The organism is Tolumonas lignilytica (genome assembly GCF_000527035.1).
Lineage (GTDB): Bacteria > Pseudomonadota > Gammaproteobacteria > Enterobacterales > Aeromonadaceae > Tolumonas > Tolumonas lignilytica.
In genome coordinates this window covers 112,699-134,751 of sequence record NZ_AZUK01000001.1, presented here as the reverse complement: position 1 = coordinate 134,751, position 22,053 = coordinate 112,699, and the positions used below count along the sequence as shown (strand labels likewise).

Here is a 22,053-nt window from a genome sequence, read left to right as displayed (position 1 = left end):
TTTTCATTCAGTTTCGTTGCCTGTATCCGTTTCGGAATAGGGTTGTTCTGTCGGTGCTTTTTTCCGCAATGGCGCATAACCGTCCGTGTCACGGATCCAAATCCCGCCATCACGTCCCGATGTTTTCTTGGCCGTTGGTCGAGAACTGTTCTTTTTCAGATTTTTCTTACCCTGAGCTGCTTTTGCTTCTGCCAGCGGGTGCATTTCTTTACCTGAAAATTTCCGATTCTTCGGGGCCAATACGCCCTTAAACTTGCCTTCGAGACCAGCAATAACAGTAAAAGTGACTTCACGACGTTGTAATGCCAGCAGATTCTGGAATGACGACCAGTCTTTGGGGCTAATTAAGGATACGGCAGTGCCTTGATTACCCGCGCGGCCAGTACGTCCAATACGATGGATATATTCTTCTGGTTGTTTCGGCATATCAAAATTTACGACAAGCGATACGTGCAGTAAATCGAGCCCGCGTGCAGCAACGTCTGTTGTGAACAGCACTTTGGCATGACCTCGGGAAAATTGATCTATCACCTGATTACGCTGAGCTTGTTTCATATCCCCGGAGAGCGCCAAAGCAGGAATATTTAAGCTGTTGTAATAATTAGCCAGTCGATCTGTATCTTCACGTGTTGCCAGAAAAACGATGGCTTGTTGATAATCAGGTTGCATCAACAAATGCTGTAGCAAAGATTGCTTGTGATCCAAATGATCACAGAGGTGAAAGATTTCGTTGATATCGCTATGAATTGCATGCATCTCACCGATAGCAATGGTCTGCGGTGCTTTCAGAATATAGCCCGACAGCATTTCAACCGACTGATGATGCAATGTTGCTGAAAACAGCCATGTCTGACGTAATCGATGAGACGCTGCGGAATGGATAGCTTTTAAGGCATCAGCAAAACCGAGATCCAACATTCGATCTGCTTCATCCAGCACTAATATTTCGACACCGTCAAACAGAAAGCTACGAGCCTGCAGATGGTTTACCAGACGTCCTGGCGTGGCAACTAATACCTGTGGGGTTTTCCGCAGGGCTTTAATCTGGTCATTAAAATTTTCACCGCCTAATACCAGACTGCAATGTATTTGTGTGCCTGCAACCAGAAAGCGAAGCTGGGCATAAACCTGTTTTGCCAATTCGCGGGTAGGGGCCAGAATCAATGCCCGCGGACCACGAGTGGAAAGCGCTCGAGAAGTTAATAACCGATGCATCAACGGAAGCAGATAGGCCAGTGTTTTACCTGATCCGGTCTTTGACGCTACAGCCAGATCTCGACCCAGCAAGGCATAAGGAATGGTTTGTGCCTGTACTTCAGTCATTTTGGTGTAGTTAAGGTGCGCCATGGCTTCTTTTAATCGTTTGTGCATGGTCAGTTCTTCAAAGCGCAATGTATCTCTCCTGGTTATCTATGGCATCAAGCTCTTGGCGTATTATACCCTGTACAACGGTTCCGGGCGAACAAAGTCACAATATGATTGACGGGGCGGTGCAATCTAACTAGATTGATTCGCCACAAACAGGTAAATAGGAATTGCCTGTAAGCAGATATAGTGTAGAGGTCATGATGTATCAGACAGACGATGTAAGGATCAAAGAGATCAAAGAATTATTACCGCCGATTGCTCTTTTGGAGCGGTATCCTGCCACTGAAACTGCCACGCAAACGGCATTTGAAAGTCGTCAGGCCATTCATAAGATCCTCAACGATCAGGATGAGCGTTTGTTGGTCGTCATTGGCCCATGTTCTATTCATGACCCAGAAACTGCGATTGAATATGGCAAGCGCTTGCTGGCTATGCGTGAAGAGCTGAAAGACCAACTGGAAATTGTCATGCGGGTGTATTTTGAAAAACCACGTACGACGGTTGGCTGGAAAGGTCTGATCAACGATCCGTTTTTGGATAACAGCTATAAAATCAATGATGGTTTGCGTATTGGCCGCAAGTTGCTGCTGGATCTGAACGATATGGGTATGCCAACCGCTACCGAATTCCTCGATATGATCACGCCGCAATATATGGCTGATTTGATGAGCTGGGGTGCTATCGGTGCCCGGACTACCGAGTCTCAGGTGCATCGTGAGCTGGCCTCTGGCTTGTCTTGCCCGGTTGGCTTTAAAAATGGTACTGACGGAACCACAAAAGTAGCGATTGATGCGATCAGTGCAGCCGGTGCGCCGCATAATTTCTTATCTGTCACCAAATTTGGTCATTCTGCAATTGTTTCTACTGAAGGCAATAAAGACTGCCACATTATTCTGCGTGGTGGTAAAGAGCCGAACTATAGTGCCAAGCACGTTGCTGCTGTCGTAAAAGATCTGGAAAAGGCTGGTTTGCCAACCAAGATGATGATCGATTTCAGCCATGCTAACAGTTCCAAACAGTTCAAGAAGCAGATGGAAGTCTGTACTGATGTCTGTGGTCAGATCGCTTCTGGTAATCGCCACATCATGGGTGTTATGGTCGAAAGCCATCTGGTTGAAGGTCGTCAGGACTTGGTCGAAGGTCAGGAACTGGTTTGCGGTCAGAGTATTACCGATGCTTGTATTGGCTGGGACGATACTGCGAACTTGTTACGAGAATTGGCTGCTGCCGTTAAAGCGCGTCGCGCTTAAGCTTAATAAGTCTCTGAAAAAAGCCAGATAGTGTTTGCTATCTGGCTTTTTTATTTTCTATTCCGCGGTTGGGCTATTCACAGGATGTACATCTTCACTGGGATAGCAACCAAGGATCTTGATATAGCGTATGGAAGATTGCAGTTCATTAATGGCAGTCTGCATTTCATCGCTTTCAAGATTAGCGGCCACATCCACATAAAACATTTCTTCCCATGGGTTGCCGGGAATAGGACGTGATTCCAGTTTGGTCATGTTGATGTTGTGATTCCGTAAAACAAGCAAAGCTTCCACCAATGAACCGGTTTTTTGTGTCGTCGACATAATGAATGTCGTTTTGGCCGGTACTAACGGAGACACGCGCACGGGTTCACGAGCGACAACCCAGAAACGAGTACAGTTATCTGGCTGGTTAGCCAACCCGTTTGCCAGTTTGATCAACCCGTAAATATCGCCACCATCCGCACTGCCAATAGCTGCCGCATTCGGCGATGCCAGCTCTTTCACTTTCAGCATGGCCGCTGACGACGAATCACAGAATATTTTTTTGATATGCGGGTGCTTATCGAGATAGTAAGAAGATTGCGTAATCGGCTGAGGATGGCCATAAATGACTTCAATATCGGCAATATCGGTTTCAACTGCCGTTAATAGGCAATGGTCAATCGGGTAAGTCAGTTCTGCAACGATGGATAAACTGGTTTGTTGCATCAGGTCATAGACTTCATTGATTGAACCTGATGTCATATTTTCAATTGGCAATACGCCATAATGACAGGCACCGCTTTCTACTTCCTGAAAAACCTGATTAAAACTATTACAGCTCACTTCCTTAATTTCTGAAACTTCCCGCCCTAGGAATTTACGGGCGGCCAGACTGGAATAGGAACCCAGCGGTCCCAAATAAGCTACACTGCTATCAGTTTGCGCGATATTAGGGTTTTTCTGTTGTTGAATAAAATCCTGTTGAATTAAAACAGAGTCTTCAATTATCAGTTGGAATACGCGTTGAATAAAATGGGCGGATAACCCCATTGGGCGTCCGATCTGAGTCAGATATGCCAATAATTCCTGTTCTCTGTGCTGATCACGGATAGGTCGCTGGCTGCTTAGTTTGTTTTTCGCTACTTCAATGCTAATTGCACGGCGTTTGGCAAAAAGAGTGAGCAACTGGGTGTCAATCTCATTAATGGACTGGCGGATCTCATCCAGTGTAACCATGGCTTACTCTCCTTGTATTAAATTCGATAATCATTACGCATATGAAAACTAAAGAAAACATGACCAGATGTAAATCATTCTGATGCAGCAAATGGTAACACTTCCTGTCTGCCTATATATAGAATAGTCACAATAATTCATTTCTTAATTTTTTGCGGGGATGTATGGGTCCTTTGATGTTAGATGTTCAAGCCTGTGAACTGGATTCGGAAGAGCGGGAAATCCTGGCTCATCCCACGGTTGGCGGTGTCATTTTATTCTCGCGCAATTACCATGACCGATCACAATTATCTGCATTAGTCAGTGCAATCCGACAGGCCGCCTCTAAACCACTGTTGATTGCGGTTGATCATGAAGGTGGGCGGGTACAACGTTTTCGGGATGGCTTTTCCCGTATTCCGCCCATGGGCCTTTTGCATCATGCTGGTAATCAAGTGGCCAACCTGGCTCAAGACTGTGGATGGCTCATGGCTGCAGAATTGCTGGCTTTGGATATTGACCTCAGTTTTGCACCTGTCTTGGATCTGGATCGAGGCAGCAATGTGATCGGCAACCGAAGTTTCAGTAGTGATCCGGAGCAGGTGATTCAACTGGCAGAAGCATTCATTGACGGTATGCATGAAGCGGGAATGAAGGCGACAGGTAAACATTTTCCCGGCCATGGCAGTGTCCGCGCGGATTCTCATCTGGAAAGCCCTCGTGATAATCGCAGTTGGGAAGAAATAGAAGCCTATGATTTGTTGCCATTCCGAAAGCTCATTCCAACCGGAAAATTAGATGCACTGATGCCAGCCCATGTGATCTATACCGAATTAGATGACAAGCCAGCCGGATTTTCCCAGTTTTGGTTACAAGAAATATTGCGTCAAAAATATGGTTTCCAAGGGGTGATCTTCAGTGATGATTTAACCATGGAAGGCGCTGCTGTTGCCGGCGGGTATCCCGAGAGAGCACAAGCGGCATTGGCGGCAGGTTGTGATATGTTGCTTGCTTGTAACAATAGGGCAGGCGCTATTGCTATTCTGGATGGCTTAAAAAATCCACCTGAAAGCCGGGCCAACACCTTACTGAGCCATCATGCTGGTGATTGGCGGCGTTTAACGGAAACAAGCCGCTGGAAAAACACGCAAGACAAAGTGCGTCGATTTAGCGAAGAGTTTGTTAATTAACTGTATATTTTGATCTTAAGCAGCCTTTCATGGCTTGACCATGACCTCAAGGTATAAGACCTGCTATGGTGGTTTCTGACAAGGTTGTTGATTGAGGAATCCACCATGATTATTTATCTGCACGGTTTTGATGCTACCAGCCCTGGTAACTATGAAAAGGTCATGCAACTCCGATTTATCGATCCTGATGTGCGCATGATTAGCTACAGCACTGTTCATCCCCGGCAGGATATGAGTCACTTGTTAAAAGAAGTCCATCGTGAAATTACCGCGACAGAAGATCCCAATCCGCTGATTTGTGGTGTGGGTTTAGGTGGATATTGGAGCGAACGGATTGGCTTTTTATGCGGAATTCGACAGGTAATTATAAATCCTAATCTTTTTCCTGAAGAGAATATGCAGGGAAAAATTGAACGGCCGGAAGAATACACCGACATCGCATCAAAATGTGTAACTGAATTTCGTAAAAAAAATGCAGGAAAGTGTATTTGTATCCTTTCTGTTAACGATGAAGTCATGGATAATAGCCAAACAGTGGATGCATTGAAAGATTATTACGACATTGTATGGGATGAGCAACAAACCCATAAATTCAAAGATCTGTCGTCTCACTTGCAACGAATTAAAGCATTTAAAAATGCGAGTTGATGTAAGTGGTCATTGAGGGTGTGTAACGCATCCTTAACATAAGTTATGAAAAAGGTGTTTCTGGTATGACCAAAATTGTCATTGTTGGTGGTGGAGCAGGTGGCTTGGAATTAGCCACACGTCTGGGACGTAAATTGGGTAAAAAAGGTAAAGCGCAGATCACGCTGGTCGATCGTAATCGCACCCATTTATGGAAACCGTTGTTGCATGAAGTTGCTGCTGGTTCACTGGATGCAGGGGTTGATGCGCTGAGCTATCAATCTCAGGCTCGCCACAATGCTTTTGAATTCCAGTTAGGCACGTTGACCAACATCAAACGCGAAGAAAAACGTATTGTATTAGCACCTATCTTCGGTGAAAAAGGCGAAGAGGTGTTAGGCGAACGTGAGATCGAGTATGACTATCTGGTCGTTGCGTTAGGCTCTGTTTCTAATGATTTCAACACGCCAGGTGTTCGCGATAATTGTATCTTCCTGGATAGCCCGGATCAGGCGTTCCGTTTCCATAATATTCTGATGGACAAGTTCCTGCGCTTTGCGGGTTCCCGCACCACCAGCAACACAGATATTCCTCAGGATGGCAATATCAAGATCGCGATTGTTGGTGCCGGTGCAACCGGTATTGAACTGTCTGCTGAATTGTATAATGCAGTAGAAGAATTGACGGCCTATGGCTATAAAAATCTGTCACGCCGTAGCCTCAAGGTTACTGTCGTTGAAGCTGGGCCACGTATTTTGCCGGCATTGCCAGAGCGTATTTCTTCTGCGGCTCATCATGAATTAGTCGAGTTGGGTGTCGATATCCGTACTGCTACCTTCGTCAGTGAAGCAACTGATAAAGGGTTGATGACTAAAGATGGTGAACTGATTGAAGCTGACTTGATGGTCTGGGCGGCTGGCGTTAAAGCGCCTGATTTCATGAAAGAAATTGGTGGTTTGGAAACCAACCGTGGTAACCAACTGGTTGTTAAGGGCACATTGCAAACAACACTGGATGACCATATCTATGCGATAGGTGATTGTGCTGCCTGCGCGATGGAAGACGGGAAATTGGTTCCGCCACGCGCGCAATCTGCTCACCAGATGGCCACACAGTGCATGAAAAATATTCTTGCCCAGATCAACGGTGGTGAACTGAAACCTTACCAATATGTGGATTATGGTTCTCTGGTTTCCCTGAGTAACTTCTCTACGGTAGGTAGCCTGATGGGGAACCTGATGCGGGGTTCGATGATGATCGAAGGTCGTATCGCTCGAGTGATGTATATTTCTCTGTATCGTATGCACCAGGTTGCGCTTTATGGTTATGTGAAAACGGGTTTGATCATGTTGGTTGGTCAGTTAAACCGAATTCTGCGTCCACGCCTGAAACTGCATTGATTTCATGTTGATAGCAATAAAAAAACGCCGCAATATGCGGCGTTTTTTTATTATTAAATTGTTAGCGGATTACGCTTCGCCAACAGGCAGTACGGAACGACCGAATTTTTCGTTCAGCACTTCCGCCATTGCCAGATAAATGGCAGATGCACCACAGAAGATACCTTCAAAACCGGCGAATGTACCTAATGCTGCGTTACCAGTGAAATCTTTGGCGGCCAGCAAGAAGAACAATACGACCAGAGAACCAAATACCACTTGCAGTGCTTTAGGGCCCTTCAGGGTACCGAAGAACATGAACAGAGTGAAAATACCCCACATCAGCAGATAGCAGCCCATCGATGTTTCATTTGCTGCATCAGCCCAACCCCATTTAGGCATCAGGATCAGGAATACCAGGCTGATCCAAAAGAAACCGTAAGAGGTAAATGCTGTGACGCCGAAGGTATTGCCCTTTTTAAATTCAAGGATACCTGCGATCACTTGAGCCATACCGCCATATGCCAGACCCATTGCCAGAATCATCGCACTGAGAGGGAAGAAGCCTGCATTATGGATGTTCAGCAACACAGTGGTCATACCAAAACCCATCAGACCTAATGGTGCGGGATTAGCCAATTTTTCGCTCACAAGAAATTCTCCGGTTAATAACTCACACAAAGGGTTCATCATCCTGATGAACGTTAGATTTATGTAAAAATCCGCGCGATTCTAGAGATCAGATCAGCCGTGTGCAAGTGAATTTGAGAGTTAGATCAAAGAAGTTTTTATGTAGTAAATAAACAAATTCTATATATACAAAGGGGAAGCAATGCTTCCCCTGATAAAAGTATTAATGTGTTGTAAATTTACTCCACTTCGTTGCCGCTTTTTCCGTTTTCAATGAAGATTTTAGTATTGTTCAATGTAGTGCTGGCAATCGATAGCAATGCTTCCCGAGTCAGAAATGCCTGATGTCCGGTAAACAAAACATTATGACAGGCGGATAACCGACGGAAGGTGTCATCGGTGATCACTTCATTCGATTTATCTTCAAAGAACAGTTCACTCTCTTCTTCATAAACATCTAAACCAAGAGCGCCAATCTTGCCTTGTTTCAATGCTTCGATTGCATCTTGAGCACTTAACAAAGCGCCTCGACTGGTATTGATGATCATCACCCCTTTTTTCATTTTGGCGAATGATTCAGCATTGAGAAGATGGTAGTTTTCTTTAAACAGAGGGCAGTGCAGGCTGATCACATCCGATTCTCGGAATAACGTATCCAGATCGACATACTCAGCACCCAGTTCGAGCGCAGCCTGACTCGGATAGGGATCATTCACCAATAGACGCATCCCAAAACCTTTTAAAATTCTGAGTGTTGCAATACCAATTTTACCGGTTCCGATGATGCCCGCTGTTTTGCCAAACATATTGAACCCAACCAAACCATCCAGAGCAAAGTTGGCATCGCGTGTCCGCTGGTAGGCTTTATGAATACGGCGATTTAATGTCATCATCAGCCCGACACTATGCTCTGCAACCGCTTCTGGTGAGTAGGCTGGAACACGTACCACGGTGATACCAAGTTCTTTGGCTGCAATCAAATCAACATTGTTGTATCCGGCGCAACGCATGGCCAATAACCGAGTTCCATTGTTGGCCAAATCAGTTAATACAGGACGTGATAAGTCGTCATTGACGAAAGCACAGACCACTGGGTAGCCATGAGCCAGACGTAGCGTCTTTTGTTCTAAGCGAACATCGAAATAGTCCAGTTCATAACCAAATGGCTGATTGGCTTGTTCAAAATAGTCGCGGTCGTATGCTTTGGCACTAAATAATGCGATTTTCATAGGTACGTCTCCACCTAAAAGATGTAGTAAAATTACATCATTATTTGCGGTATCGTCAATAAATTATGATGCATATCAAGATATACGTACAAATCTGTTGTTCAGTTCTAAAATGCCCAAAAAGAAAGGAGCCAGAGGCTCCTTAAATAACATCGAACAACGGGGGAGTATATAAAACAACAGATGATGGATGACGATGGACTTATATGAGTGTAGCTGATGTTTTATATTGCAACAAAATATCTGGAAAATTATCACTTTCATCTTTGAGGTTAATACCGCTAATCTGGCGGCGAAATGCTTCTCCCAGCAGCCAGCTAAGTTTATGTGCGGCCTCAGGGTAGTTGAGACCTTCTGGACGCACGTTTGATATGCAATTGCGTTCGGAATCTAATAAACCGACCTGGGGTGACCAGGTGAGATAAATTCCCATGCTGTCAGGCGAGGATAAACCCGGGCGTTCACCGATCAGTACCGCTACTGCCTTTGCTTTCAGGCTCTCAGCAATGTCATCGCCAATCGCGACGCGAGCTTGTCGGGTTAGAACAATGGGGCCGATTGCAATGCCGAGTGCTTCAAGGCGCGGGCGTAACTCCAATAAAAAAGGTACGGTATTGCGATGGATGGCAGTAGAAGATAGGCCATCACCCACTACGATCACCAGTTCTATCGGCTCAACAGCCTGTTGTTTCAGCCACTCACGTGATTCATTCGCCAATTCGCGACCTAAATCGGGACGACGCAAATAGGTTTCACGATCAGCGGCCGCACTATAGGCCTGTAGTGTGGAAAATCCTTGTTGATGCAATTCTTCTGCCAATGCGTCTATACCAAAGGGCTGGTGTACGGCATCCCGGGCTTGTGCATGTGCCAGACCAAATTTCAGCAATTCTTCGGTTGGCAAGCTACTGCCTGTCCGTCCTAACGCAATTCTGGCGGCCGTAAATTGTTTCAGTTCATCCCAGGGATTCTGATGGATTAATTGTTTGTTCATGCAGCACTCCCCAGAGAGGGTAGTTGGGTCAACAACGGATGTTGTCGGGACGGATCCAGAAGATGACCTTGTGTATCGATCAGGCGCATTTTTTCCAGCCAGTGGTCGAACTCCGGCGCACGTTTCAGCCCCAGTAAATCACGGATATAAAGTGCGTCATGAAATGAGGTACTTTGGTAGTTCAGCATGATGTCATCGGCACCGGGAACCCCAATCAGGAACGTCAGCCCTGCTGTGGCCAACAAGGTCAGCAGGGTATCCATATCATCCTGATCTGCTTCAGCATGATTGGTGTAGCAGACATCACAACCCAGCGGTACACCGAGTAATTTTCCGCAGAAATGATCTTCCAATCCTGCCCGAATAATCTGTTTACCGTCGTAGAGATATTCCGGTCCAATGAATCCGACTACGGTGTTGGTCAGCAGCGGTTTGAATTTTCTGGCCACGGCATAAGCTCGGGCTTCACAGGTTTGCTGATCGACACCAAAATGCGCATTGGCTGACAAACAACTTCCCTGACCCGTTTCAAAATACATCACGTTCTTGCCAATGGTGCCTCTGTTCAGACTTTGTGCAGCCGCTTCGGCTTCCGCCAGAATCGAGAGGGTGACACCGAATCCCGCGTTGGCTTTTTCTGTGCCGGCAATAGATTGAAAGACCAGATCAACCGGCACACCGCGATTGATCAATTCAATGGTGTTCGTGACGTGGGTGAGCACACACGATTGGGTTGGAATTTCAAAGCGTTGAATCACGTCATCCAGCATGTGATTCAGTTTTGCTAATCCTGGTAAACTGTCTGTCGCCGGATTAATGCCAACCACTGCATCTCCGCTACCGTATAACAACCCATCTAACATCACCGCCGCGATCCCGGAGAGGGCATCGGTCGGGTGGTTTGGCTGTAAGCGAACACTTAAGTGTCCGGGTAATCCGATCGTATTACGGAACTTGGTGATAACCTGACATTTTTTAGCGACCAGGATCAGATCCTGATTTCGCATCAATTTACTCACGGCCGCGACCATTTCTGGTGTCAGGCCACGCGCTAATCGAGAGAGAGTAATGCTATCTGCCTGTTCACTGAGCAGCCAGTCTCGGAAATCACCCACGGTCAGGTGGCTGATTATTCCGAATGCCTGCAGATCATGCTCGTCAAAAATGAGTCGGGTTATTTCATCGCTTTCATAGGGGATCAGGGCGTGATTCAGAAAGACTTTTAAAGGGAGATCTGCCAGACAGATCTTTGCTGCCATGCGCTCTTCAGCTGTAGCTGCCGCCACGCCAGCCAGATAATCCCCAGATCGGGCCGGGCTGGCTTTTGCCATCAGGCTTTTCAGATCCGGGAATTGATAATTGCGTTGGCCTATGGTCGTCCGATACATACTGATTCCTTTCTTATGTTTTTAAAAAAGCCACCGCGCGAACGGTGGCAAAATCCGTGGAGTGAAGAAATTCAGTTAACCTTGTGCCTGCAGCAGCTCGTTACCTTCCTGCATTTTGTCGGTGCTATGCGTGGCTTTGAAGTAAATGAAACCGACGACGAACAATCCGGCAAAAATGACGGCCAACAAGAAGTTGTAATACACCATCGCAATTAGGCTAACTACGGACAAACCTAATGCCAAAGCCGGTGCAAAGGGATACATAGGGGCTGAGAATGGACGTTCCAGACCTGGTTCAGTACGACGCAGTTTGAAGAGCGCGGCCATAGAAATGATGTACATCACGATAGCCCCAAACACAGACATGGTCACGATATTGGCCGTTAAAGGCTGACCACCAATGACAATCAGGTTGTCAGAGAAAATTGCAGCGATCCCGATAATTCCGCCCGCCAGAATTGCCCAGTGTGGTGTCTGATAGCGACTGTTAATGGCAGCCAGCGGTTTTGGTAGAAAGCCTGCACGAGCCAGTGCAAAAATCTGACGGGAATAACCCATGATAATGCCATGGAAAGACGCGATCAGACCGAACAAACCCAACCATACCAGCATGTGCAACCAGCCACTGGAATTACCCACGATCATTTTCATAGCCTGAGGCAGTGGATCGTTGATATTAGCCAGTTTGCTCCAGTCACCGGCACCACCGGCAAAGACCATCACACCAATAGCCAAGACTACCAGTGTCAGAATGCCAGCGATAAACGCGACAGGAATGGTTTTCTTCGGATCTTTCGCTTCTTCAGCAGCCATTGCAGCGCCTTCAATAGCCAGAAAGAACCAGATGGCAAAAGGAATGGCTGCGAAAATACCGGATATGGCTGAGCCAGAGAAATGGCTACTACCCGCCCAACCATTGGCAACAAAGTTGGCGACCGAGAAACCTGGCGATACCACACCCATGAATACCAACAATTCAATGATAGCGAGAATGGTGACACACAGTTCAAATGTGGCGGCGATACTGACACCAACAACGTTGAGCGCCATAAAGACCAGATAAGAGCCTACAGCGATCATTTTGGGGTCAATAGATGGGAACTGAACATTCAGATAGGCACCAATAGCCATCGCAATGGCTGGCGGTGCAAAGACAAATTCAACTAAAGTGGCAAAGCCGGCAACATAACCACCCACAGGGCCGAATGCGCGATATGCATAAGCAAATGGACCGCCGGCATGTGGAATCGACGTGGTTAATTCAGTAAAGCTGAAGATGAACGCGGTATACATAGCGGCAATTAGCAGCGCCGTTACCATGAAGCCTAATGTGCCAGCTTGTGCCCAGCCATAGCTCCAACCAAAGTATTCCCCTGAGATAACCAAACCAACGGCAATTCCCCAAAGATGAAATTTGCCCAGTGTCCGTTTTAAGCTCGGAGCAGCAATGTCCTTCTGCATAGATGTGTACCTCTGTTTAATTGATCCATCTGTCTTTCTTCGACAGAGCTGGGAGTCGTAATCACTAAAGCAAAAGGTATACCCCTTTGCGTAGTGTGATATTGCGCCCAGCAAAATCAGAAAACTTGACTTGAGAACGGTGATTTTTGTTCTCTAAAGTCAACTAGATGTATTTCAGAGGCAAACAGAAGTGGTCGGGTATGGGCGATAAACGCAATATCCATGCGTTGAAACAAATATGGGCATTACGCACCAAATTGTATCGCGAAGGCACCATGGTTTTTATAACTAATTGATATTTATTGATTAAATAATTGGATCATTTATTGCTTATCTCTAACTAATTATTTCGTTCATGCGTTGAGAGAGGCAATTATGATCATTTCTGCACGTCAATCTGCGCTGACTGGCATGATCTCAGACGCATTTGACAGTAACCGAGGTGTATTGGCTGCTGCCGCAACTGGTTTAAGTGATTTTATCAGCTCCAATGGTGGTGATGTCGATCGTATTTTCGGTGTCAGCGGTATTGACCCAGAATTGCTCGCCAATCCAACATTGAGTCTTGACTTGGTCAATTACTGTCGAGTAATGGAGGAGGCGGCTCGTTACTCTGGCGTAGATAACTTTGGTCTTTATTACGGTAAACAATTTAAACCACAATCCCTTGGTTTGATTGGTTATATTGGTCTCAGCTCGCCGACATTAACTGATGCCCTGCACAATATGGCTACCGACTTCCAATGGCATCAGCACCATACATTGACTCAAATGGTCGATATTGGTGATTGCTGGCGTCTCGATTATCAAGTTCGTCATGGCGCGATCTTGTGTCGTCGACAGGATGCAGAATTAACCCTAGGCATGTTCTTAAACGTCATTCGTTATGCCTTAGGAAAAAATTGGGCACCGCGTGCTGTGCATTTTGAACACCCACGCCCTGAACAATGGCATGAACATAGTAAAGTCTTTGATGCGCCGGTTTGGTTTGAACAGCCTTACAACTCATTAATTATTCCTAAAGCTGATTTGGTGCGCTGCTCAATGCCGGAAAGTGATACTGCATTGTTGATGGTGTTACGACAGACCATTCGACAGTTAAATCGGATGTCGGACAATCAAGATCTCATTGATCAAACTCGCACTCAAGTACGTTTACAGATGATGCACGGTGAGCCCAATTTAGATGAGGTTGCGGCCAAAATGGGGTTATCACCGTGGTCTCTACAGCGCAATTTGAAAAGAGAAGGCATCAGCTTTTCAACATTGGTGGATAAACTCCGATGTGAAATGGCTACGCGTTATATGCAACAAAATCAGCTATCAATATCCGATATGGCATTATTGCTGGGGTATTCCGAAGTGAGTGCATTTTCTCGTGCATTCCGCCGCTGGTTTAATATCAGCCCACGCCAATGGCGAAATAGTTAGTCTATTCCCAATCAAAGGGCCACACATATAGCTGTGTGGCATCTTGTTGCTAGTTCTCAATTCCTGAACGTTGTAATCGACCCGTGCATAGTATCTGTGCGACTACACGGTGTTTTATCATTTGCTAAAAAACAGTCATTACTCAGGAATAAGAGATCAAAAAATAATCTTGCAATACTGTATATAAATACAGTAAATTATCTCTGTCGTCAGGAATGCTTATTTAAGCATCAACTTTATCAACAGACATCGGTCAGCAGGAGCGCATTATGAGTGTTTTTGTGAATGGTTTTTATGTAGGACATGAAGTGTACCCAGGCGTGTTTGCAGAAGAGCGTGTAGGGCAACAATGGATGATCCGCATTCAGGACGCGAAAGGCTGGCCATGTCGTGTGGGCGAAGTGAAAATTGAGTCTAACGGTGGTGAGTTTCTGGCGAGTGATTGCTTAGGTAGTATTAAAGGGCGCGCATCAAATATGCGCACCGCTGTTCGTTATTTGCTGAATTAATCTTGAGTGCTGCAGGCTTTAGACGCTGGAGTGAGACAATACTTACTCTTCAGCGTCTGAGGCCAGATACCAGTAGCCTTGATTGAACCAGTGGCAAATCCATTCAACCAAGACAGAGTTGTCCAGATAAGGCTGCAGGTTCTCCAAGGTCAATACGGTGCTGTTACACATCAAATGCGCTAATTCTTGCCCGCCCTCTGGGATCTGCATTTTTTCGCCATTGACGAAACAAACATCAGGCAGTGCACGGAAATAGAGACAACGCAGTCCACCCAAACGATAAAGCTCATCTTCCGCTTCGAGCGCAGGGATCAGCTCATCAGGAATCAAATCCCATTCATCGGATGTCAGAATATTAAGTTCGTGTTTGGCTTGGCTTAATTGTGTTCCCAGCCATGCTGAAAAAAGTTGCTCATCTTGCAACAGCGATTGCATCAACGTGCGAATATCATTCACATCTTTGGCTGGCACTAAACCGGGTTCAGTTGTCAGTTCACGATCCGGATCGGCATAACGCAATTGACCGGCATCTTCCTGCAATAAGAAATCAGCGAACGATGAAAATAGATCTTGTTGATTGGGTGCACGATAGCCAATGGAATAACTCATGGCTTCGGTGATTGCATAACCATCATGCGGGAATCCTGGCGGAATATAGAGAATATCCCCGGCCTCAAGTTCGGCATCAATGATGGGTTCAAACGGGTTAACATGTAATAGCCCAGGTGTTGCCACAAATTGCTCTGCGGGGGTGTTAGCACCTACACGCCAGCGGCGGCGGCCTGCGCCTTGAATGATAAACACATCATATTGGTCGATATGCGGACCAACACCACCACCCGGTGCGGAATATGAAATCATGACATCGTCAATGCGCCAATTCGGTAAACCGCGGAATGGGGTAATCAAATCCGCGACAGATTTTATCCAGTGGTCAGTGGCTTGAACTAATAATGCCCAGTGACTTTCGCCCAATTGACTATAGTCATCAAACGGCCCATGTTCAGCTTTCCATTTGCCATCAACGAATGTGACCAGACGACTTTCGACCTGTTCTTCGGTCGCTAATCCGGCCAGTTCGTCGGGTGTGATGGGATCACTAAAAGGTGCATATGCACCGCGTAGAACGGTTGGTTTCTTTTGCCAAAATTCCCGCATAAATGCGGCTAGATCGATATTAAGCTGATTCACAGAACACCTTGCATTAAGGGTAAAGAAGAGCGAGACAGAGAGTCTCGCCCATAGATGAGATCAATTATTTGCCACGGGCCTGATGGACGCTTTGCTCCAGCATGTCCAATGTCTGTGGTGCACCACGTAACAGCTGATCGCCAATAATAAATGCGGGGGTGCCCGTAATATTCAGCGTTTGAGCCATTGCGTGATTAATTGCAATTTTTCGTTCAATGGCCGGATCTTTGGCTTTTTCTGAGATTTTATTCCAGTCCAGCCCTAATCCTTGAGCAATGGAGGCAATATCGTCGGTTGATTTCAGTGCACCTTCATGCGCCATCAATGCATCGTGAAATGCGGCATATTTTGCAGGGAACAATGCATTCACGGCCAAGGCTGCTTTTGAAGCAATGACTGAAGTTTCTGTCAAGATTGGAAATTCTTTATAAATATAACGAATATCCTGATCTTTCTTCAGTAATTCCTGCACCAGCGGTGCAGAGCGTTTGCAATAGCCACAGTTATAGTCGACAAATTCTACGATCGTGAGGCTGCCTTTAGGGTTGCCGGTTACCGGGTCATCCGCTTGCTGAAAAAGCTGATTGGCATGTTTTTTCAGTAATGCCTTGTCTGTTTCAGACTGCTGCATCTCCTGTTTAGCGCGTAGCGCATTTGACATTTCAATCAGAATTTCTGGGTTTGAAACCAAATATTCACGTACAATTTTTTCAACTTCGGCTTTGGTCATTTCAGCGGCAACTGTGCTAAAAGAGAGCATGCCGCACAATAGAGCAGTAGCCAGTGTTTTTAATTTCATGTGTGATGTCCTTTATTTCACTCGCATGCCGGGCTGTGCGCCGTCATGTGGTTCGAGAACAAACAGATCTTTGCCACCGGGACCAGCAGCTAAAACCATTCCTTCTGACATACCAAAACGCATTTTGCGTGGTGCCAGATTAGCAACCATGACAGTCAGTTTTCCTTCCAGCTGTTCTGGGGAATAGGCAGACTTGATACCTGCAAATACCTGACGTACTTCGCCACCGAGATCGAGTTGTAAACGAAGCAGTTTGTCGGCTTCGGGCACTGTTTCAGCTTTTTTTATCAACGCAACACGTAAGTCTAATTTAGCAAAATCATCATAAGTGATTTCTGGAGCAATAGGTTCATCAGCCAATGGGCCTGTCACTTTTGGCGCTGCAGTTTGCTGTTCTTCTTTCGATGCTTCAATCATGGCATTCACTTTCGCCGGGTCAACACGGGTAAACAAAGCCTTGAATGGTGCAACAGTGTGAGCCAGCAATGGCTGTTCAATATCACTCCAGTTGAGCGTCACATTCAGGAAGGCTTCAGCACGGGTCGCAAGTTCAGGCATCACTGGCTTTAAGTATGTCATCAGAACGCGGAACAGGTTAATTGTCGTTGAACAAACAGCAGACAGTTCAGCCTCCTGACCTTCTTGTTTTGCAATAACCCATGGAGCTTTCTCATCCACATAGCGGTTGGCTTCATCAGCTAACGCCATGATGTCGCGGATAGCACGGCTGTATTCACGTTTTTCAAAGGCATCGGCAATGCGTTCACTGGCATCGGTGAAGGTTTTATACAATACGGGTTCAGACAGTGTATCGGCGAGTTTGCCGTCAAAGCGTTTGCAGATAAAGCTGGCGGTACGGGATGCCAGATTAACCAGTTTGTTGACGACATCACTGTTCACTCGTGCGACGAAATCGTCCAGATTCAGATCCAGATCGTCGATGCGGTTGTTTAGTTTAGCTGCGTAGTAATAACGCAAACATTCTGGATCCAGATGCTGTAAATAGGTTGATGCCTTGATAAAGGTACCGCGGGATTTCGACATCTTCGCGCCATTTACTGTGACATAACCATGTACGAATACGTTGCTTGGTTTACGGTAGCCAGAACCGTGCAACATCGCAGGCCAGAACAGACTATGGAAATAAACGATGTCTTTGCCGATGAAGTGATACAGTTCAGCTTCACTGTTCTCGCCCCAGAAAGCATCAAAATCGATATCACCCCGTTTGTTACACAGGTTTTTGAATGACCCCATGTAACCGATAGGTGCATCCAGCCACACATAGAAATATTTGCCAGGCGCACCAGGGATTTCAAAACCGAAATAAGGTGCATCACGGGTGATATCCCATTGTTGCAAGCCGGAAGTAAACCATTCGTTCAGTTTGTTGGCGATTTCATCTTGCAGTGCGCCGGATGTTGTCCATGCTTTCAGCATGTCAGCAAACTGAGGCAGATCGAAGAAATAATGTTCAGTTTCTTTCATTACCGGCGTAGCGCCAGACACGGCTGATTTAGGGTTGATCAGTTCTGTTGGGCTGTAAGTTGCGCCACAGACTTCACAGTTATCACCATATTGATCCGGAGCTTTACACTTAGGACAGGTCCCTTTCACGAAGCGGTCTGGCAGGAACATATTTTTTTCAGGATCATAGAGCTGGGAAATAGTTTTGCTCTTAATGAACCCGTTTTCTTTTAGCTTCGTATAAATAGATTCAGCAAACTGGCGATTTTCATCGCTATGGGTGGAGTGATAGTTGTCGAAACTGATTTTGAAACCGGCAAAATCGGTTTGATGTTCCTGCGATACTGCAGCGATCATCTCTTCCGGCGTGATACCCAGTTGTTGCGCTTTAAGCATGATTGGCGTGCCGTGAGCATCATCAGCGCAGATGAAATGAATGTTATGCCCGCGCATGCGTTGAAAACGAACCCAGATATCTGCCTGGATGTGTTCCAGCATATGACCGAGATGAATAGAACCGTTGGCGTAAGGTAATGCACAGGTAACCAGAATATTTCTTGATGCGCTAGACATAGTGTTCGGACTTTGTTTTGAATGGAAATAATGGCAATGTTACCTGAATTAAGCTCCAACTGCCTAGGCTCAATGCCTTTTATCTCATGTATTAATCGATGATTTGCGCTGTTCGAGGGGGTCTTTGTGATTGAAACAGTACATCAGTTGTTAAGTGAATTTAAACCTGCATCGTGGGATAAGGATTTGGTCGCAGCAGGTTTTCTGAAAAAGACAGAATTGATTGACCGGAAGTTACATATCTATATTCAACTGCCGTTTGCTGGATTGTCTTGGGAAAACGAGATCCAGGAAGTTCTGGATGAACGAATTCGTCAGGTCGCCGATATTAGCCGTGTCTGGTGGCATTTTGATATTCAGGTAGAAACAATCGCACGCAAGAATGCGGTGCCGTCCATTCCGGGTGTTCGGAATATCATTGCCGTCAGCTCGGGTAAAGGCGGGGTTGGGAAATCGACAACGGCAGTTAATCTGGCATTGGCATTACATCAGGAAGGCGCCAAGGTCGGCTTGTTGGATGCGGATATATACGGCCCCTCCATTCCTGTATTGCTGGGTAAAGCCGATGCTCATCCTGAAATTATTGATGAAAAGCATATGCGTCCTGTCAAAGCGCATTCTATTGTCTGTAATAGCATCGGTTTTCTAGTCCCTGAACATGAAGCCGCCATCTGGCGTGGCCCGATGGCCAGTAAGGCACTTTCACAAATTTTATACGATACCCGTTGGGGAGATCTGGACTATCTGGTTGTCGATTTGCCGCCAGGTACAGGGGATATTCAGTTAACGATTGCCCAGCAAGTGCCGACGACGGCGGCTGTCGTGATCACCACACCGCAAGACTTGGCGTTGATTGATGCACGTAAAGGCATCGCCATGTTTGAGAAAGTGAATATTCCGGTATTAGGTGTCATTGAAAACATGAGCTATCACATTTGCAGTAAGTGTGGTCATAAGGAGAAAATCTTTGGGGAGGGCGGTGGCGTGAAGGTTGCTGAGCAATACGGAACCGAATTGTTAGGGCAAATTCCGCTTCATATTCATATTCGTGAACAATCAGATGACGGCACGCCGATAGTGGTGGCTGATCCTAATGGCAAATTAGCGGCAATTTACAAACGAATTGCCCGAAAAATTGCCTCATCACTCTATTTTTCAGGAAAAACCGAGCCAAGCACGATATTTACTGTGAATAGCTAAGGAATGACACGTTATTTCAGGCGACGATTTATATATAATGCGCCGCTTGAAATAGCGAAAAGAGATCTCTTCATGTCTGATAAACATCCTGACTGCGTCATTATAGGTATTGCAGGAGCCTCAGCGTCAGGTAAAAGTCTGATTGCAAGAACAATATTCAATGAATTAACCGCCGAATTAGGTGAAGATCAGATCGGTGTGATCACGGAAGATTGCTATTACAAAGATCAAAGTCATTTACCGATGACGGAACGAGTTAAAACGAATTACGATCATCCTGCTGCATTCGATCATGCCCTGCTGGCCACGCATCTGAAACAGCTGATAGAAGGGCAGGCAGTCGATATCCCTACTTATTCTTATGCAGAACATACCCGGACGGAACGGACCATTCATTTCACGCCCAAGCGGATTATCATTCTGGAAGGCATTCTGTTACTGAATGATTCTACATTGCGAAAATTGCTGAACGTCAGCATATTCATGGATACCCCGCTGGATATCTGTCTGGTCCGCCGTTTAGCTCGAGATGTTCAGGAACGTGGCAGAACCATGGATTCGGTGCTGGAACAATATCAGAAAACAGTGCGTCCGATGTTTTTGCAATTTATCGAGCCATCCAAGCAATACGCCGATATTATTATTCCTCGTGGCGGTCGTAACCGCATCGCGATTGAGATGTTGAAATCGCGAATTCGTCATTTATTACTAAGCTGATTACTTATTCTGGAGAAAACATGCGTCTTTGTGATCGCGACATAGAGCAGCACCTTGAAGAAGGTAAAATCGTGATTGAGCCGCGTCCTGATAGCTCGCGCATCAGCGGCGTCAGTGTGGATGTGTTGCTTGGTAATGAATTTCGTGTGTTTCAGGCACATACTGCACCTTACATTGATCTGAGCGGCCCAAAGGAAGAGGTTTCGGCAGCTATCGACCGCGTCATGAGCGACGAAATTTACATCAAGAATGAAGATGTATTTGTACTGCATCCGGGAGAGCTGGCGCTGGCGGTGACTCATGAATCAGTTACGTTACCAGATAACATCGTCGGCTGGCTGGATGGTCGTTCATCACTGGCGCGTTTAGGGTTAATGGTGCACGTTACCGCGCATCGTATTGATCCGGGTTGGTCTGGCCGTATCGTACTTGAATTCTATAATGGTGGACGTTTGCCACTGGCATTGCGTCCCGGTATGGTGATTGGCGCACTGAACTTCGAAACGATGTCAGGCTCAGCCGTGCGGCCATATAACAAACGTACCAATGCGAAATACAAGAGTCAGCAGGGTGCGGTTGCCAGCAGGATAGATCAGGATTAGACAAAAGCCCCGTAAGGGGCTTTTTTCATTTAGACGTCAGATGATATGAACTTGTACACCTTGGTGACTCAGCCATTGCAATGAACTGTTCGGCGCATTCTTATCGGTTACTACATGCTTGATCAGCGAAGTAGGCCCGATAGCTGCAGGATGAATTCGTCCGAACTTGCTCGAATCAGTCAGTACAAAGACCTCCTGATGCTTGTTCAAAATGGCATTAGCAATATCAGCTCGCATCATATTCCGGTTAGTAAATCCGGTCTGAACATCAAAACCGTCTACGCCGATGAATGCTTTACTGAAATGCACATGGTCGATGCACAAGCGAGTTAACGGTCCGACAAGACTTTCACTACTGGTTTGATATTGTCCACCCAGCAGAATAATTTCTGCCTTGCTCGCACGAAGCTGGTGAGCAATATAAGAACTGGAAGTAATAATGGTGATATCAGCTCGTTCAGCAAGCAATTTAGCCAACATAACGTTGACGCTACCGCCTTCGATCAAGATGCAATCATCACGATTAATGAGGGAATAGGCATAGTTAGCAATGTCTTGTTTGACTTTGCTATTTGCCCATAAGCGATGCTCCGGATCTTCGCTGTCGAGCACGGTTGCAGCACCATGTACTCGTTTCAGGAAACCTTGGTTTTCCAGTTGTGTCAAATCTTGACGGATTGTCACTTCTGAAACGCCAAGTTGTGTGGATAAATCAACCACACTGACCCGTCCTGCACTATTTACCAGTTCTAAAATAACCGAGTGTCTTGGGTGCATAAAACGTTTCTCGCCACTAAATGTGTTGATGATACGAATGACAGTATATTTATGTAATTGATTATGCTGAC

20 protein-coding genes are annotated in these 22,053 nt (G+C 46.1%); 9 read left to right on the top strand and 11 right to left on the bottom strand.

Going from position 1 to position 22,053, the window contains the following annotated elements; all coding sequences use genetic code 11:
* Positions 1 to 3: 3 nt before the first annotated feature.
* Positions 4 to 1,392 (bottom strand): DEAD/DEAH box helicase, encoded by a 1,389-nt coding sequence (locus H027_RS0100615; RefSeq protein WP_024870605.1) that lies wholly within the window; start codon positions 1,390 to 1,392, stop codon positions 4 to 6.
* A gap of 173 nt (positions 1,393 to 1,565) precedes the next feature.
* On the opposite strand from H027_RS0100615, the gene aroG reads away from it, so the two are divergent.
* Positions 1,566 to 2,618, top strand: a complete 1,053-nt coding sequence (gene aroG, locus H027_RS0100610) for a 3-deoxy-7-phosphoheptulonate synthase AroG (protein WP_024870604.1) — start codon at positions 1,566 to 1,568, stop codon at positions 2,616 to 2,618.
* Positions 2,619 to 2,675: 57 nt separating this feature from the next.
* Here the strand turns inward: aroG and H027_RS0100605 are convergent, their stop codons facing one another.
* Positions 2,676 to 3,839, bottom strand: a complete 1,164-nt coding sequence (locus H027_RS0100605; protein ID WP_024870603.1) for a chorismate mutase — start codon at positions 3,837 to 3,839, stop codon at positions 2,676 to 2,678.
* A gap of 176 nt (positions 3,840 to 4,015) precedes the next feature.
* On the opposite strand from H027_RS0100605, the gene nagZ reads away from it, so the two are divergent.
* From nagZ to H027_RS0100590, 3 genes are all read left to right on the top strand, one after another.
* On the top strand, positions 4,016 to 5,008 hold the full coding sequence (gene nagZ, locus H027_RS0100600) for a beta-N-acetylhexosaminidase (RefSeq protein ID WP_237657911.1): 993 nt from the start codon (positions 4,016 to 4,018) through the stop codon (positions 5,006 to 5,008).
* Positions 5,009 to 5,113: 105 nt separating this feature from the next.
* Positions 5,114 to 5,656, top strand: a complete 543-nt coding sequence (gene ycfP, locus H027_RS0100595) for an alpha/beta hydrolase YcfP (protein ID WP_024870601.1) — start codon at positions 5,114 to 5,116, stop codon at positions 5,654 to 5,656.
* 65 nt (positions 5,657 to 5,721) lie between these two features.
* A complete protein-coding gene (locus H027_RS0100590) occupies positions 5,722 to 7,035 on the top strand; it encodes an NAD(P)/FAD-dependent oxidoreductase (RefSeq protein ID WP_024870600.1) in 1,314 nt (437 codons plus the stop codon).
* A 69-nt stretch (positions 7,036 to 7,104) separates the two neighbouring features.
* Here H027_RS0100590 and H027_RS0100585 read toward each other — a convergent pair whose 3' ends face one another.
* From H027_RS0100585 to eat, 5 genes are all read right to left on the bottom strand, one after another.
* Complete coding sequence (locus tag H027_RS0100585) at positions 7,105 to 7,665, bottom strand: acetate uptake transporter (RefSeq protein WP_024870599.1); 561 nt, start codon at positions 7,663 to 7,665, stop codon at positions 7,105 to 7,107.
* A 218-nt stretch (positions 7,666 to 7,883) separates the two neighbouring features.
* Positions 7,884 to 8,873, bottom strand: coding sequence for a 2-hydroxyacid dehydrogenase (locus H027_RS0100580; protein WP_024870598.1), 990 nt, complete (start codon positions 8,871 to 8,873; stop codon positions 7,884 to 7,886).
* Positions 8,874 to 9,075: 202 nt separating this feature from the next.
* Positions 9,076 to 9,867 (bottom strand): ethanolamine ammonia-lyase subunit EutC, encoded by a 792-nt coding sequence (gene eutC, locus H027_RS0100575; protein WP_024870597.1) that lies wholly within the window; start codon positions 9,865 to 9,867, stop codon positions 9,076 to 9,078.
* A complete protein-coding gene (locus H027_RS0100570) occupies positions 9,864 to 11,255 on the bottom strand; it encodes an ethanolamine ammonia-lyase subunit EutB (RefSeq protein WP_024870596.1) in 1,392 nt (463 codons plus the stop codon). The genes eutC and H027_RS0100570 overlap by 4 nt, the downstream gene beginning before the upstream one ends.
* 75 nt (positions 11,256 to 11,330) lie before the next feature.
* Positions 11,331 to 12,716: an ethanolamine permease gene (gene eat, locus H027_RS0100565; protein WP_024870595.1), complete on the bottom strand. Its 1,386-nt coding sequence runs from the start codon at positions 12,714 to 12,716 to the stop codon at positions 11,331 to 11,333.
* Between the two features lie 375 nt (positions 12,717 to 13,091).
* On the opposite strand from eat, the gene qhpR reads away from it, so the two are divergent.
* Both qhpR and H027_RS0100555 read left to right on the top strand, forming a co-directional pair.
* Entirely contained in the window at positions 13,092 to 14,147 is a 1,056-nt protein-coding gene (gene qhpR, locus H027_RS17320) for an AraC-like transcriptional regulator QhpR (RefSeq protein WP_038149114.1), read from the top strand.
* A 269-nt stretch (positions 14,148 to 14,416) separates the two neighbouring features.
* On the top strand, positions 14,417 to 14,656 hold the full coding sequence (locus H027_RS0100555; protein WP_024870594.1) for a hypothetical protein: 240 nt from the start codon (positions 14,417 to 14,419) through the stop codon (positions 14,654 to 14,656).
* A 42-nt stretch (positions 14,657 to 14,698) separates the two neighbouring features.
* Here H027_RS0100555 and H027_RS0100550 read toward each other — a convergent pair whose 3' ends face one another.
* The 3 genes from H027_RS0100550 to metG all read right to left on the bottom strand — a co-directional run bounded on the left by H027_RS0100550 (position 14,699) and on the right by metG (position 18,686).
* Positions 14,699 to 15,847, bottom strand: coding sequence for a ribosomal protein uL16 3-hydroxylase (locus tag H027_RS0100550; RefSeq protein WP_024870593.1), 1,149 nt, complete (start codon positions 15,845 to 15,847; stop codon positions 14,699 to 14,701).
* Positions 15,848 to 15,911: 64 nt separating this feature from the next.
* The gene (locus H027_RS0100545) at positions 15,912 to 16,646 is read right to left on the bottom strand and encodes a DsbA family protein (RefSeq protein ID WP_024870592.1); all 735 of its coding nucleotides are present in this window, start codon (positions 16,644 to 16,646) and stop codon (positions 15,912 to 15,914) included.
* A gap of 12 nt (positions 16,647 to 16,658) precedes the next feature.
* Positions 16,659 to 18,686, bottom strand: a complete 2,028-nt coding sequence (gene metG, locus H027_RS0100540; protein WP_024870591.1) for a methionine--tRNA ligase — start codon at positions 18,684 to 18,686, stop codon at positions 16,659 to 16,661.
* Positions 18,687 to 18,812: 126 nt separating this feature from the next.
* Here metG and apbC point away from each other — a divergent pair, with 126 nt between their 5' ends.
* From apbC to dcd, 3 genes are all read left to right on the top strand, one after another.
* Complete coding sequence (gene apbC, locus H027_RS0100535; protein ID WP_024870590.1) at positions 18,813 to 19,886, top strand: iron-sulfur cluster carrier protein ApbC; 1,074 nt, start codon at positions 18,813 to 18,815, stop codon at positions 19,884 to 19,886.
* Between the two features lie 72 nt (positions 19,887 to 19,958).
* Positions 19,959 to 20,603 (top strand): uridine kinase, encoded by a 645-nt coding sequence (gene udk, locus H027_RS0100530; protein WP_024870589.1) that lies wholly within the window; start codon positions 19,959 to 19,961, stop codon positions 20,601 to 20,603.
* A 20-nt stretch (positions 20,604 to 20,623) separates the two neighbouring features.
* On the top strand, positions 20,624 to 21,205 hold the full coding sequence (dcd, locus tag H027_RS0100525) for a dCTP deaminase (protein WP_024870588.1): 582 nt from the start codon (positions 20,624 to 20,626) through the stop codon (positions 21,203 to 21,205).
* Between the two features lie 36 nt (positions 21,206 to 21,241).
* On the opposite strand, the gene H027_RS0100520 is transcribed toward dcd, so the two are convergent.
* A complete protein-coding gene (locus H027_RS0100520; protein WP_024870587.1) occupies positions 21,242 to 21,982 on the bottom strand; it encodes a DeoR/GlpR family DNA-binding transcription regulator in 741 nt (246 codons plus the stop codon).
* Between the last annotated feature and the right edge of the window lie 71 nt (positions 21,983 to 22,053).